The sequence below is a fragment of the Variovorax sp. P1_G12 genome (assembly GCF_056405555.1).
In genome coordinates, this window is record NZ_JBFUBW010000035.1 from 25845 (window position 1) to 39135 (window position 13291).

Genomic DNA, 13291 nt, shown 5'->3' on the forward strand with positions numbered 1-13291 from the left:
CCCATGATGGGAAGGTTGATACTTCCTCCATTCCTCGTTCATCGAGGTTCGAAAGACAGGAGCAATCAATGAACAACAGCCTGGCGATATCGCCTGGCGCAGCCGGCTTCCAGGAGTTTTCGCTGCCGATCGAAGGAATGACTTGCGCGTCCTGCGTCGCCCGCGTCGAGCGTTCCCTGGCGACCGTGCCCGGCGTGACGGAAGCCAGCGTCAACCTCGCAACCGAAGCGGCCAACGTGCGCGCCGACGGCTCCGTCGCGCTCGGCGCCCTGCGTCGCGCGGTCGAGAAGGCCGGCTACAGCGTCGGCGAGGAAGAAGCCCCATCGTCCGCGGGCCCCGCCGCTTCCGAAGCAGCAGCGGCCAGGCCCGACCGCCGCCACGACGCCTGGCCCGTGATCGCGGCTGCGCTCCTCTCCACGCCCCTGGTGCTGCCGATGCTCGGACTGATGTTCGGCAAGGCGTGGATGCTCGACGGCTGGGTGCAGCTCGCGCTGGCCACGCCGGTGCAGTTCTGGCTGGGCGCGCGCTTCTACCGTTCGGGATGGAAGGCCCTGAAGGCCCGCGCCGGCAACATGGACCTGCTCGTGGCGCTCGGGACGACGGCCGCCTATGGACTCAGCGTGTACCTGCTGCTCGCGCACGCTGCCCATGGCATGCCGCACCTCTATTTCGAAGCCTCGGCGGTGGTCATCACGCTGGTGCTGCTGGGCAAGTGGCTGGAGACGCGGGCCAAGCGCCAGACCACCGAGGCGATCCGCGCACTCCATGCGCTGCGGCCCGACCGGGCCCGCGTGCGCCGCGACGGCATCGACCAGGACCTGCCGCTGGCGCAAGTCCGGATCGACGACCTGGTCGTGATCCGGCCGGGCGAGCGCGTGCCGGTCGACGCCCTGGTGATCGAGGGCATGAGCGAGGTCGACGAATCGCTCATCACCGGCGAGAGCCTGCCGGTCGCCAAACAGGCGGCCGACGTGGTGACCGGCGGCTCGGTCAACGGCGAAGGCCTGCTGCTGGTCCGCACCACCGCGGTCGGCGCCGAATCGACGCTCGCGCGCATCGTGCGGCTGGTGGAATCGGCGCAGGCGAAGAAAGCGCCGATCCAGCGCCTGGTCGACCGCGTGAGCAGCGTGTTCGTGCCGGTGGTGATCGGCATCGCGCTGCTGACCTTCCTGGGCTGGGGCCTCGGCACCGGCCAATGGGAAACCGCGATCCTCAACGCGGTCGCGGTGCTCGTGATCGCCTGCCCTTGCGCACTGGGGCTGGCGACGCCGACCGCGATCATGGCCGGCACCGGCGTCGCCGCCCGGCATGGCGTGCTGATCAAGGACGCCGAGGCGCTCGAGGTGGCGCACGGCGTCGGGATCGTCGCCTTCGACAAGACCGGAACGCTGACCGAGGGCCGCCCCGAACTGGTGGCCTGCGAGGCGGTCGACGGCGATGCGCAGGTCCTGCTGCGCGCCAGCGCCACCCTGCAGGCGGGCAGCGAGCATCCGCTCGCCCGCGCGGTGCTGAACGCCGCGCGCCAGGCCGGCGTCGCGATCGGCCAGGCCAGCGAGGTGCGGGCGGTGGCGGGACGCGGCGTGTCGGCCATCGTCGACGGCCGCGCGCTGCGCCTGGGCAGCAGCCGCTTCATGCGCGAGCTGTCGGTGCCGCTGGGCGGGCTCGGCGAGCGTGCCCAGCAACTGGAGTCCGAAGGGCGCACGGTCTCGTGGCTGGCCGACCTGAGCGCCCGCCCCACCCTGGTCGGCCTGCTCGCGTTCGGCGACCAGCCCAAGCCCAGCGCCGCGGCGGCCATCGAGCGGCTGCATGCGCAGGGCATCCGCACCGCGCTGGTCTCGGGCGACAACCGCGGCAGCGCCGAGGCGGTGGCCCGCCTGCTGAAGATCGACACGGTCCGGGCCGAAGTGCTGCCCGAGGACAAGGCGGCGATCATCGGGCAGCTGAAGGCGCGCGGCGTCCGCGTCGCGATGGTGGGCGACGGCATCAACGATGCGCCGGCGCTGGCTGCGGCCGATGTCGGCATCGCGATGTCCACCGGCACCGACGTCGCCATGCATGCGGCCGGGATCACGCTGATGCGCGGCGACCCGGCCCTGGTCAGCGACGCGATCGACATCTCGCGCCGCACCTACGCCAAGATCCGCCAGAACCTGTTCTGGGCCTTCGCCTACAACGTGGTCGGGATTCCGCTGGCGGCCTTCGGGCTGCTGAGCCCGGTGATCGCCGGCGCAGCGATGGCCTTCAGCAGCGTGAGCGTGGTGAGCAATGCACTGCTGCTGCGGCGCTGGAAAGGACAGGCACGATGAACGCATCACACGGCACGGAGATGGATCGATGAGCACGGAACCCTTCAACATCGGCCAGGCCGCGGCCCTCTCGGGCGTCTCGGCCAAGATGGTGCGCCACTACGAATCGCTGGGCCTGCTGCCGGAGGTCGCGCGCACCGACGCGGGCTACCGGCAATACACCGAGAGCAACGTCCACACGCTGCGCTTCATCCGGCGCGCGCGCGACCTTGGGTTCAGCATGGCCGAGATCGCGGAACTGCTGAAGCTGTGGCAGAACAAGGGCCGCGCCAGCGCGGACGTCAAGCGCATCGCGCTCACGCACGCGGCCGACCTGCACCGCCGGATCGAGGAGATGAGCGCGATGAAGCGGACGCTGGAGCGGCTGGCCGACTGCTGCCACGGCGACCACCGGCCTGATTGCCCCATCCTCGAAGAGCTCGCGGAGTGAGGCTCGCCGCAAGGGCGAGCGACGGTCATCGATTCTCTAAACGATTCAGATCCAGGATGCCGGCCTGGATCGGCTGGTCGCGGCGATAGCGCTCGACCAGCGCATCGCTCACGGCCCAGAAGCCGGGGTCGGTGCGGCGCACCGCGAAGCGTTCGGAGAAGGCTGCGTAGTCCGCCTCGGACTTCAGCTTCCGAATGGCGTCGGCCATGGCCGGCAGCTGCTCCGGGCTGATCCGGTAGAAGGCATTGGGATAGGCGCCGATCACGCCGGGCACGAGGGTCAGCGTGTTCTCGTCGGGCCGCAGTTCGCGGCGCTCGTCCAGCAGGTGCGAGACGCTCGCATGCGCGGTGTCGCGCAGCAGGCTGAAGGTGGCCGGCGCGGCACCCGGCGCCTGCACCACCAGCGCGGCATCCTCGGGCAGCCATTGCAGCGATGCGCCGCGCACGGCACCGAGTTCACGCAGCGGCGCCTGCAATGCGGGCGCCGCGCGGTTCAGCTCGAACTCCGAGGGCAACACCCGCGCCAGCCGGGTCTTCATCATCTGCAGCAGTTCGAGCCGGGCGTCGCCGGTGCGGTAGCGGATGCCGCTGTCGACCGAGAGCGTGGTGGACGGCCCGCCGTACACCTGCTCGCGCGTGGCCTGGCTGTCGGCGCGGTACCAGAGGTCGCGCGTCGCGATGCGCTGCGCCTTGGGCAGCAGCGTGAGGAAGTTGAACTCGCCCTCCATCCGCAGGAAGTCCATGTAGAGGCGCGAATTGAGCTGGTGGCCGACGTTGCCGAAGACGTCGTAGTCGGCCACCAGCAGGTAGTGGATGCGCTCGAGCAGCGTATAGCTGATGACCCAGGCGGTCTTGGGCGCGTCGCCGACCATGCCCTTGACCACGCTGGCGCTGTCGAAGTGCCTGAAGATGGTCAGCGCGGCGTTGTCGTTGCGGCCGTCGCCGTCCCACATCAGGCGCAGGTCGAGGTTCTCCGGCCCGCCCAGGCTCTGGGCGAGATGCTCCGACTTGGCACGCAGGTATTCGTTCTCGAGCCGTGCGTATTCGAGCCACGGCGTGACCACCGCCTCGTTGCTGCTGCCGGTGGGCAGGCGCAGCAGGTTGGCATCGCGGGCCAGCAGGTCGGCCTGCGCCTGGTCGTTGCGCTGCGAAGGTGCGAGGAAGACCACCCAGAAACGGTCCTCGATGACATCGAGCGCCATCTGGCCGCGGCACACCGGGCCCTTGATGAAGCCCATGATCGTGAACTCGGCTTCGTCGAGCATGAAGCGGTAGCGCGCGTTCACCGGCAGCGCCGCGAAGGTGGCGAAGGGATTGGCCGCGGTCTCGGCGCTGTAGCCCGGCAGGCGATCGACCGCATAGGGCACATCGAGGAACAGCGCGCGCCAGCGGGCCATGCGCCCGGCGCCCAGCGCGTAGGGCATGTGGGTCTTGGCGACGATGGTCTCGCGCTCGGGCACGATGCGGTAGTAGACGCGCTCGACGCCGGGATCGTCGACCGGCCGCCGGCTGGCGATCAGTTGCACCGGCTGGCCCGGCGGCGTGGCCGAGCGCACCAGCTTGAAGTACCGGCGCTCCGGGTCGTCGTCGAAGTAGAGGTGGGCAAGGAACAGGTGCTCGTAGGCATAGCGGCTGAAGAGCCGCTCTTTCAGCGAATCGCCGTTGAGGAAGCGCTCCCACAGCGCGATGCGCTGCAGCGCCAGCGGCGTCGGTGCCGGCGGGCCCTCGTAGGGCGCGCCGCGCTCGATCCAGCGGGTCAGCACGCCCAGCTCGGACGGGCTCAGGCCCGGCAGTCCGAAGGGCATGCCACCGAGCGGCATCTTGCGCTCGTAGTCGTCGATCTCGGCGCCGGCCGGGCACATCGCCTCGCGGCCGACCGAGAAATCGAGCCCTCCCCCGACGATGCCGCGGGTCGGCAGCGGGTGCTTCTCCTTCTGCATCAGCAGCCGGTGCATCAGTCCGGCGGCGCGGTTGGCCTCGGGCGTGGGCGCATGCTCGTTGAGCACCGGGAAGAAGCCTCTCTCGCGCCATTGCGAGGGCTGCTCGGCATCGACGAAGAGCCGCGTCGGCGTCGCCGCGAGCAGCCGCGAGGCGTCATAGACCGGTGTCTTGCTGGCGCCGCGCGCCAGTCCTTCCCAGGCCGTGGCCTTGAGCTGGCAGGGCGCGTCGTAGCAGGCATGGCAGACCACGCAGCGCCGATCGAGGATCGGCTGGATGGTCTGGGCGTAGGACTCGCCCGCAGGCGGTGCCAGCGGGTGGTCGAAGCGCTTCGGGTCGGCCGGCCCGTAGAGTTCATCGAAGCGGTGGAGGGCCACCGTCGTGCATGCGGCGACCAGGAGGATCAGGATCAGGGATGCGACACGACGCATGCGGGTGCTCTCGACTTAGGCTGTGGATCGAGAAATGTACCCGGGGAGGGGCAGCGACCACACGAAGTGAGGGAGCGTGGGGGCTCAGGCCGGCGCCGGGCCGCCGGCGCGGCGAAGTCCGCGCTTCGCGCTGACGGGCGGCCTGCTGACTCCCCCTTGGGGGGCAGCGACCACACGAAGTGAGGGAGCGTGGGGGCAACTAAACGCAGCGGGCGGCAATCCATTGCCGCCACTGCGCCGCCGCGACGCTGCGCGCGGCGACATCGGCGCCGTTCGGGTCGTAGGCGCCGAGCGAGCGCCACACGCTGGCCCAGTCGGCCACGCCCGGCAGCGTCGGCACCACGGCCTGCAGCACCGCGAAGGCGCGCTGCCGGGTCAGCGGCAGCGGCGCGTCCAGCAGCGGCGCGATCACCGGCAGCGCATCGACGCCACGTGCGGTCAGCACGTGGGTGGCGAGTGTGTGCGGCGCACGCAGCAGGTCGGGATGGTCATCGAAGGTCCGGGCGAGCGCGTCCAGCGAATCGGGCGCGCCGATCGCCGCCAGCGCCTGGGCGGCGCGCCCACGCACCAGCGGGTCGCTGTCGGCGACCGCGGCACGCAGGGCGTCGGTGGCCGCCGGATCGGCAATCTCCGCCAACCCCTGCGCCGCTTTTTCGCGCACGCCGGCGTCGCCGTGGTGGAGTGCGCGCAGCAGCACCGGCGTCGATGCCCGGCCGGCCACCACCAGCGTGGCGAGCGCGCGCCCGCGGTCGGTGGCATCGGCCGCATCGAGCCCGCCGAGATCGCCTCGCGCCATGCTCATGGTCCCCTCGACACCGGCGCCGACCGCTCCGATGCATGTTCCAGCGAATCCGCTTCGCGCCCCACCCCGCGTGGCAGGAAGCGCGGCACGCCGGCGCGTGGCGTCCCGGGCTGTCGTTCCATCGCATGTCTCATCGCATGGCTCCTTGCTCGGCATCATCCCCCTGCATTCGCGTCAGGACAACGTGCCGATGGGCCGCGCTTCATGGCGCGCCCGCGCCGAGGCCGATGGAGTGGCCTGGCTCAAACGGCGAGCGCCTTCCGGTTCCACGGCATCTTCAGGAGAACCCGCGCCATTCCGCAAAAGCCCGAGGCGCCTGCGAACACCAGGCCTGCGCCGACGAAACCGGACAGCAGATGGAACCAGGGCGAAACGGTCGCGCCCAGCACCGCCCCGGCCACGATCAGGGAGCCCGCGGCGATCTGCACCTGCCGCGCCAGCTCCAGCGGCTGCGATGCGTCGCAGACGACCGGAAGGCCGGCTTTCTTCCAGCCGTCGAGCCCGCCTTCGAGCACGTAGGCATCGCCCGGCGCGCAGGCACCGAGCGCCACCGCATTGATCCGGGTCCGGTTGCCCGAACGGCAGTAGGCGGCAGCTCGCGCACGCTGTACCACTCAATCCGCCGCCTGCTGGCCCTGCCGCCGCAGACGCGGCTCTTCATGTGCCATTGACTACAAGGCGCCGGGGCGCGACGACTACCGCTGGGAGACCACGGTGCAGGCGCAGCGCGCGCACAGCGTCCACGTCCACGACGGGATCGCCGAGGATGACTTCGTCGCCATGCGGCAGCAGCGCGATGCGACCCTGCCGGCGTCGACGCTGCTGCTGCCGTCGATCCAGCTGAACATCCGCGCCGGCCGCCTGCCCGAGGCAGAATCCAACGGCGTGCGCTACCTCAAGATCCCGCTGCAGATCGCGGGCCCGAACGACACGGAATGAAAGGCAGACACGGATGACACGACAGCTCCCGATCGCGAAGCGAAGCGCCTGCGTCCTTCTTGCCGCGCTGGCGGCCAGCCTGCATGCCGAACCCGCGCACTGGCGCGGCGACTTCGTCTATTTCGCCGATGCCGCCTTGTTCACCGACAGCGCGAGCGGCAAGCGCTGGCCGGTGGCAATGACCGCGGACGCCGTCGCGCTGCAGCGCAGCTACCTCGCGTGGCGCAAGGAACCCGCCGCACCGCTGCTGGTCAACTTCGACGGCCGGCTCGAAGTCCGCGAGTCGATGGAAGGGCCGCCGCGCGAGCATCTGGTGATCGAGAGATTCCGTTCGGTCGAGCCGGGGAACACGTGCGCGACGGTGGCGGCGGTCAAGGGCAAGTGACCCGACTGCACGGCCGGTGACGCGGACGACGGGCACCTGACCCCGGACGCCGAGGGAACACGCCATGCAGCACCCCCTCGGCGCGCGCCAGCCGGCTCCGGCGCCGGGCCGCCCCAAGGCGGCCTGCGGCCCCTAGTTGACGACCACCGTGAGCGTCGTCCCGGCCGGCACGCGGACGGTCTCCGCGTAGGTGCCCGACACGTTGGGACGCGCCACCGGGAAGCTGCCCAGCTTGTGCAGCAGGTCCGGCACCGCCTGCGGCAGCGCCCGGCTGCTGCGGCCCAGGCTCGACGGGTCGATCGCCGGCAGGCTGAAGCCGCCTTCGCTGCGCGCCGGCATGCTGTACTCGGCGATGCCCGCGCCGAGGGGAATGACGCCGGCCGCGGTCGCCGAGAAGCGGCGCAGTTCCTCGCCCACGCCGGAGCCCGGCCGTTTCGACTTGATGGCAGCGTCCAGCATCGCGATCGAGTCCTCGCTGCCCGTGCTGTTCAGCAGCGCCTTGTAGAAATCGAGGCCGAACTGGCGATTCAGGAAGCCGCCGAACGAGCCGGTCAGCGCGTAGCTCTCGCAGCTGGCGCCCATCGGCGTCCACTCGGACAGCGTGCAGTTGTAGCTGCCGGATCCGTTGTAGGCCAGGTAGTACGGGAAGCGCGAATCGCGGATGGCGTTGTGGCTGGCATCGATGCTGAAGCTCGCCCAGTCCTCCATCATCAGCGCCGACATCTCCTCGAGCCAGACGTCGAAGGTGTATTTCGACCCCATCTTCACGCCGCGGCGGTAGAAGTTCTGCATGTGCATGCCTTCGTGCGCCATCGTGGTTGCAATCTGCTTCACACCGGTCTCGCCATCCAGGTAGAGCGATTCGGAATCGAGATAGAGGCTCAGCGACTCATTGGTGTAGGCCAGGTCGCCTGCGCCTTTCTTGAAGTTGTTCAGGCCCCAGAAGTAGCCGATGAGTCCATACGGCTTGCCGTTGGAGTCGAAATTGACGAAGTAGATGTCGATGGGTTGGCCGCTTCCCGACACCATCTCGCTGAAGGCGTGCCCGCCCCAGAGCGGGCCGCCGGTGCGCACCAGCATGTCGTAGATGCCGCCGGGGGCGGCGAACTTGTCTTCCATGCGCTGGGCGAGTTCGGCCGTGATGCGCGACGGGCTCAGTTCGCTGGCCTCGACCCACAGGTTGATCGGCGTACCGTCGCTCGCGGCGCGCTGGACGGCCAGCTTCACGGTGCGCTGCGAGCGGTCGTGGAGGTAGATGCTGCGCTGATCGTTGACGGCATAGGCGGCCGACGGCGCCATCGACTTGGAGACCTGGGACGGAGTCTTCGACGCCGGGCCCAGCAGCTCACCGAAGCCCGCGCGGTTGAACTCGCCGATCGCCAGCTTCTGCGCTTCGATGCTGTCGCTGGCGTTGTCGCCCTGCACCATCGCCTTGCTCGGCGCGATGCTGCGTTCGGCGTTGGAACGCAGCACCATCCCGGCCAGCGTCTGGTTCTGCGCGCTCTCGTTCGTCAACACCAGCGTCACGGTCTGGCCGGCGAGACCGGAGATCGACAGCGGGATGTCGGTGGGGGCCTGGGACTTGTTGATGCCCTGCCAGACGCCGGTACCCGAACCCGAGTAGGTGCTGACGTCGACTGCGCTGCACGACGTGCAGGAGCTCGTGATCGCAACACCGTCCGCCGCTTTCACCTCCGCGGGCGGCGGCGCCGCGGCGGCGGGCGCCGCGATGACGCCGCCACCGCCACCGCCGCCACCACCTCCTCCGCCACCGCAGGCCGCGAGCGACACGGCGACCGCCACCATGGCGGCCGCGCCCCGAAACAATTCCACTCGTGACCTGCAGCGCATCTTTCTCTTCCTCGTTCGACCGTTGGGCGGCGTGGAATCGAAGGCCGGCTCCACGCTGCACAGCCCGGAGGAATGCGCGACAGATCGGCATTCGGAAACTCGGGTTGCCAATGCTTATCGGCCGATGCGGAGAAATATTCAGGGCGCGGTTCGGTCGCCGGCGACACGGCGCGACGCAGCGCACGCGTATGCCGCGCCACCGACGCTGCGCAAGGCCCGAGCGGAAACAGGAAAGCCGTCGCAAGTCCCGGACCCGCAACGGCTTTTCGTGTTCACGGTGGCGCGTCCGCCGCGCCTGCGCCGCCTAGAGCCGCATGAACTCCGAGATCCTTTGCCCGACGATGCGGGCCCGGCTGCGCGGTGCCGCCGCAGCCCGGCGATAGTCGGCCAGCGACTCGAGCGCCTGGGCGACCGTGTCCGCGCGATCCTCGTCGTCCCCTGCCCGGCTGCGCCAGTTCTTGGCGACCTCGCTCAACTCGTCGACGCTCAAGGGCTCCGGCGGGTCATTGACGGTTCGCGCCGGCCGCGGCGCCTGGACCGTCCGGCCTGCCTGCGGGCCGCCCGAGGGCAAGCTGGCTCGAAGAACGCCCAGCAGCCCTTTGGTGGACCACTGCAGTTGGGGTGAGCGGGTGGAGTGCATGTAAGGCATTATGACTAATAACACTTTTGGTTACAAGCCGTCCAAATGGACTAGGGCCCGCTCACCCTATTCCGGGGGGTCGCAAAGGCCTGCCGCAACCGGGAATCGAAGTCTCTGGTATAGTCTGCCCTCCCCGAAATGCCTTGGCCTCTTTCGGTTGCCTGCGCAGGCAAGCCGCATCTCACGCCGGCGCGTCGAAGCCACCACGACGAGAAAAACGACAGGTGACTTCCGCAAGTGAACATTTGCCGTAACGTGGGTCGCGTAAGTGCCCACGGCCACATTCCCGAAAGCCCGCCCCGAGCGGGCTTTTTCATTCCCACGCCTCGCGCAACGACACGACGACGAGCCCCTCTTCGCCGGCAAATCCCCAACTCGTTTGAATTCAAATGATTTTGATAAAATCAAGATCATGGAACACACCTCTTCCGAACTGCATCACCGCATCGGCATCCGCCTGGTCGGTCTCGCCCGGCGATGGCGCCAGGCGCTGGATGCCCGCCTTTCGTCCGCCGGACTGAGCGACGCCACCTGGGCACCCCTGGTCCATCTGCACGAGCTCGGCGACGGTATCTCGCAGAGCGAACTGGCCGCGGCGGTCGGGCTCGACGGCTCCAGCCTGGTCCGCTTGCTCGACATCCTGGTCGAACAGGACTTGATCGAGCGGCGCCCCCACGCGGTCGACCGCCGCGTCAAGCTGGTGCACCTGACGGCGGACGGACGCCGGACCGTGGCCTCCATTCGCAAACGACTGAGAGCCATCGAAAGCGAATTGCTGGCCGACGTCGAGGATGGGGATGCGCAAGCCATGCTGCGCGCCTTCGAGAAGATCGAAGCCCGGATCGCCGCAGCGGGCTGAAGGACACCCATGACCACCCGCCGCGCGTCCATCCGCCATCTGCTGGCAGCCGCCCGCATCCGCGAGAGTTTCACCCTCGCGACCCCGCCCTCGCTGCGCAACGCCGCAGTGGCCGGCATGCAGACGTCCCTGGCGGTGTTGATCGCCGTGACTGCGACCCACCTGTCGCCCTGGGCGCAGCTCGAAGGCTTTCCCGCGCTGGGCGCCCTGGCCGCGCTCTTCGGCCGCTTCGCACCGGGCCGACGGCGCCTGGCGATCGTCGCCACGTCGGGCGTGCTGCTCACCGCATCGGTCGGACTGCTTTCGCTGGTCGCGCAGGCAGGCGCCGCGCCCGCGACGATGCTGCTGTGCCTGGCGGTGCTGGCGGGGATCCTGAGCGCACTGGTGGGCCGATGGCGGATCGGCGCCCCCGGGGCCGTCATCTTCGTCTTCGCGGCCTGCGCCGCGGTCGGGCCCGCAGAGAGCTGGCGCACCGTGGCCGAACGCACGATCTTCACGGCGGCCGGCGCGGCCATCGCCTGGCTGGTCTGCCGCCTGACGGACCGGCTGCGCGCACAGGCATCGGCGCCCGTCGTCGAGCTGCGTGAAGCGGCCCCGCCGACGGGGCCTCAGCTGATCGCAGCCGCGCGCATCGCGTGCTGCGCGGCCATCGCGGCGCTGCTGGCCCTTGCCGCCGGCTGGTCCCATCCGGCCTGGGCGGCGATCGGCGCGACGGCGGTGCTGCAAGGCAGCCACCTGCACGTCACGATGCATCGCGCCGTGCAGCGCACGATCGGCACCCTCGTCGGTTCGGGCATCGCCTGGGTCATCCTGGCGAACCATCCGTCCTTCTGGCTGGTGCTGCTGGCGGTGGTCGTGCTGCAGTTCATCACCGAACTGGTGATCGGCTTCAACTATGTCTTCGGCCTGGTCTGCGTCACGCCGATGGCCCTGCTCATGACCTCTCTCGCGGCGCCTTCGGCCGCCGTCGGCATGCCCCTCACGCGCGTGCTCGACACGGCGCTGGGCGCACTGATCGGCGTTGCGTTCGCGGTGGTGTTTTCAACGCTGGACGACCGGGCCCACCTGGCGGCGCATCATGCCAGGACGCGGCCCGGCTAGCAGGCCCTTGCGAGCCTCTGGCGGGGCGTCTGCGCGCTCCCTAAGCGGTGAATGATTGATTTCCCCGCAGAGCCGCCCCATCAAGAATCCAAGACGCTCTGCACCGCCTCCACGGCGAACTCCCATGGCAGGCGGTCGGCAGCCAGTAGCTTCCAGATACGCCCCTCCCGCAGCGCGAGCAGGGCTTCGGACGCGCGGGTGATTCTCACGATTCGAAAGTCATGCAGGTCGGCTCCAGATCAAGCGCTCATGCCGCGGACGAAACAGCGTCAGATCGACGGCTTCATCATCAGGCGCATCGATGTCGACGGGTACGCGGCGAGCATATCTTCAATCTGAATTCGTTCAACTCGTCACCTGCAGGCGCCCTTCCCCTGCATTTCCCGCTACAGCAGCGGCTCGATGATTCGTCGGGCCTGCAACAGGCAGTCGGCAAACGAGCGCCGGAACCCAATGGCGTCGATGGCATCGAATTCCGCCTCCGCCAGTTCGGACCTCTCATGCAGGCGCATCAGAAACGTCGCACCATGCCTGCTCAAAAATCGCGCAACGGCTTGAATTGCATCGGGCTCCGCGTCAGCCACCGCGCACAAGTCGTAAAGGTCACGGGCCTTTGCGTGATAACCGCGGTACCACATCTTCTTCGCGATGATTTCGGCGCAGGTCTCGATCTTGATTTCATGTCCAGCGTACGAGACCACATCGAAGGGCCGGTCGGTCAATGGCGTACCCACCACGATGTCGATTTCACCCGACGGCAGGTATAGCTTGATGAACTCCGAGTTCTCTTCGTAGTCCGTGCTGATCTGCTCTGCGACCTCGCTGAGGCGGGGATTGAGATAGCCGAGATACTGGGGATCGTTCACGAACAGGTCGATGTCCTTGCTCTGTCGATGGCCGATCCTGAGCATCAACACCGTGCCGCCGCCGAAGGTCCACCACGGATGATGAAAGTGGCTCTCCAGGTGGTCCATCAGAGTGAGTGCGTGGGGGAAGAGTTCCATCCACACGCCGGGCCTGCTCATGTCAGGCAGCGGTCTCATTGCCAAAGCTCGCGGCTGCTCTTGAGATCGTGGGCCAGTTCGCGCATGTGCTTCCAAACCTGCGCACGATCCACCCGCTCCTCCCTATGCAGTTGCTCCACCACGGAAGCCAGCAAGGCGACGGGTGCCTCGTCGAGCAAGGCATGCATGTGGGGAAGCAAACCCTTCGGCACCGAGCCGGTGATCAAGGCATCACGCAACTTGGGCGGGCTTAGGGGTACCTTGTAGCTGACGCTGGCAGTCCGCGCGGCGATGTCCAACGCGTGACTCTTTCCGCCTTCAGCCTGGTTGCTTCGCGAGCGCGGGGCCGTGATCGTCACGGACAATCCGAGTGCTTCAAGCAGCTTGGCGGCCCTCGTCATGCTCAAGTCCTTGATGGTTCCCTTTTCCACCTGGTTGACAGTCGCGCGCGATAGGCCACTGAGCCTGGCCAGGGTCATTTGGGTCAACCCCATGTCAGAGCGGCGGACACGCACGGCAGCGCCGAGTTCGAAGATCGCAGACATGGTCTGAGCCTAGCCATCGCCGTCAATGATGTCAAATATATTTGACTTTCAGACGGGTGCA

The 13291-nt window shown here is 68.6% G+C and carries 12 protein-coding genes and 1 pseudogene; 6 read left to right on the forward strand and 7 right to left on the reverse strand.

Annotated elements, in window-relative coordinates; translation table 11 throughout:
• The first annotated feature begins 68 nt into the window (after positions 1-68).
• Both AC1D2O_RS30455 and cueR read left to right on the forward strand, forming a co-directional pair.
• Positions 69-2306: a heavy metal translocating P-type ATPase gene (locus AC1D2O_RS30455; RefSeq protein ID WP_478158415.1), complete on the forward strand. Its 2238-nt coding sequence runs from the start codon at positions 69-71 to the stop codon at positions 2304-2306.
• Between the two features lie 28 nt (positions 2307-2334).
• Positions 2335-2736 carry a Cu(I)-responsive transcriptional regulator gene (gene cueR / locus AC1D2O_RS30460; protein ID WP_478086197.1) on the forward strand — a complete coding sequence of 134 codons (402 nt, stop codon included), beginning with the start codon at positions 2335-2337 and terminating at the stop codon, positions 2734-2736.
• Positions 2737-2761: 25 nt separating this feature from the next.
• Here cueR and AC1D2O_RS30465 read toward each other — a convergent pair whose 3' ends face one another.
• The 3 genes from AC1D2O_RS30465 to AC1D2O_RS30475 all read right to left on the reverse strand — a co-directional run bounded on the left by AC1D2O_RS30465 (position 2762) and on the right by AC1D2O_RS30475 (position 6457).
• A complete protein-coding gene (locus AC1D2O_RS30465) occupies positions 2762-5104 on the reverse strand; it encodes a fatty acid cis/trans isomerase (protein ID WP_478086199.1) in 2343 nt (780 codons plus the stop codon).
• Positions 5105-5303: 199 nt separating this feature from the next.
• Positions 5304-5906: a HEAT repeat domain-containing protein gene (locus AC1D2O_RS30470; RefSeq protein WP_478086201.1), complete on the reverse strand. Its 603-nt coding sequence runs from the start codon at positions 5904-5906 to the stop codon at positions 5304-5306.
• Positions 5907-6148: 242 nt separating this feature from the next.
• Positions 6149-6457, reverse strand: coding sequence for a YgaP family membrane protein (locus AC1D2O_RS30475; RefSeq protein ID WP_478086215.1), 309 nt, complete (start codon positions 6455-6457; stop codon positions 6149-6151).
• A 36-nt stretch (positions 6458-6493) separates the two neighbouring features.
• Between AC1D2O_RS30475 and AC1D2O_RS30480 the strand changes: the two are divergent.
• A pseudogene (locus AC1D2O_RS30480) lies at positions 6494-6845 on the forward strand (MBL fold metallo-hydrolase); the annotation flags it as partial.
• Positions 6846-6858: 13 nt separating this feature from the next.
• Entirely contained in the window at positions 6859-7230 is a 372-nt protein-coding gene (locus tag AC1D2O_RS30485; protein ID WP_478086203.1) for a hypothetical protein, read from the forward strand.
• A gap of 132 nt (positions 7231-7362) precedes the next feature.
• On the opposite strand, the gene AC1D2O_RS30490 is transcribed toward AC1D2O_RS30485, so the two are convergent.
• Together AC1D2O_RS30490 and AC1D2O_RS30495 are read right to left on the reverse strand one after the other, a co-directional pair.
• Complete coding sequence (locus AC1D2O_RS30490; RefSeq protein WP_478086204.1) at positions 7363-9063, reverse strand: M30 family zinc metallopeptidase; 1701 nt, start codon at positions 9061-9063, stop codon at positions 7363-7365.
• Between the two features lie 322 nt (positions 9064-9385).
• On the reverse strand, positions 9386-9721 hold the full coding sequence (locus AC1D2O_RS30495; RefSeq protein WP_478086206.1) for a hypothetical protein: 336 nt from the start codon (positions 9719-9721) through the stop codon (positions 9386-9388).
• A 412-nt stretch (positions 9722-10133) separates the two neighbouring features.
• Between AC1D2O_RS30495 and AC1D2O_RS30500 the strand changes: the two genes are divergently transcribed.
• Both AC1D2O_RS30500 and AC1D2O_RS30505 read left to right on the forward strand, forming a co-directional pair.
• A complete protein-coding gene (locus AC1D2O_RS30500; protein ID WP_478158416.1) occupies positions 10134-10580 on the forward strand; it encodes a MarR family winged helix-turn-helix transcriptional regulator in 447 nt (148 codons plus the stop codon).
• 9 nt (positions 10581-10589) lie between these two features.
• Entirely contained in the window at positions 10590-11681 is a 1092-nt protein-coding gene (locus AC1D2O_RS30505) for an FUSC family protein (protein ID WP_478086209.1), read from the forward strand.
• A 386-nt stretch (positions 11682-12067) separates the two neighbouring features.
• On the opposite strand, the gene AC1D2O_RS30510 is transcribed toward AC1D2O_RS30505, so the two are convergent.
• Positions 12068-12706, reverse strand: coding sequence for a nucleotidyl transferase AbiEii/AbiGii toxin family protein (locus tag AC1D2O_RS30510; RefSeq protein WP_478086211.1), 639 nt, complete (start codon positions 12704-12706; stop codon positions 12068-12070).
• Between the two features lie 14 nt (positions 12707-12720).
• Positions 12721-13230 carry a helix-turn-helix transcriptional regulator gene (locus AC1D2O_RS30515; RefSeq protein ID WP_478086213.1) on the reverse strand — a complete coding sequence of 170 codons (510 nt, stop codon included), beginning with the start codon at positions 13228-13230 and terminating at the stop codon, positions 12721-12723.
• Positions 13231-13291 lie beyond the last annotated feature (61 nt).

What these genes read in the sequence shown, in the direction of transcription:
- AC1D2O_RS30455 (WP_478158415.1), top strand. Translation starts at nt 69, where the DNA reads ATGAACAACAGCCTGGCGATATCGCCTGGCGCAGCCGGCTTCCAGGAG.
- cueR (WP_478086197.1), top strand. Translation starts at nt 2,335, where the DNA reads ATGAGCACGGAACCCTTCAACATCGGCCAGGCCGCGGCCCTCTCGGGC.
- AC1D2O_RS30465 (WP_478086199.1), bottom strand. Translation starts at nt 5,104, where the DNA reads ATGCGTCGTGTCGCATCCCTGATCCTGATCCTCCTGGTCGCCGCATGC.
- AC1D2O_RS30470 (WP_478086201.1), bottom strand. Translation starts at nt 5,906, where the DNA reads ATGAGCATGGCGCGAGGCGATCTCGGCGGGCTCGATGCGGCCGATGCC.
- AC1D2O_RS30485 (WP_478086203.1), top strand. Translation starts at nt 6,859, where the DNA reads ATGACACGACAGCTCCCGATCGCGAAGCGAAGCGCCTGCGTCCTTCTT.
- AC1D2O_RS30495 (WP_478086206.1), bottom strand. Translation starts at nt 9,721, where the DNA reads ATGCACTCCACCCGCTCACCCCAACTGCAGTGGTCCACCAAAGGGCTG.
- AC1D2O_RS30500 (WP_478158416.1), top strand. Translation starts at nt 10,134, where the DNA reads ATGGAACACACCTCTTCCGAACTGCATCACCGCATCGGCATCCGCCTG.
- AC1D2O_RS30505 (WP_478086209.1), top strand. Translation starts at nt 10,590, where the DNA reads ATGACCACCCGCCGCGCGTCCATCCGCCATCTGCTGGCAGCCGCCCGC.
- AC1D2O_RS30510 (WP_478086211.1), bottom strand. Translation starts at nt 12,706, where the DNA reads ATGAGCAGGCCCGGCGTGTGGATGGAACTCTTCCCCCACGCACTCACT.
- AC1D2O_RS30515 (WP_478086213.1), bottom strand. Translation starts at nt 13,230, where the DNA reads ATGTCTGCGATCTTCGAACTCGGCGCTGCCGTGCGTGTCCGCCGCTCT.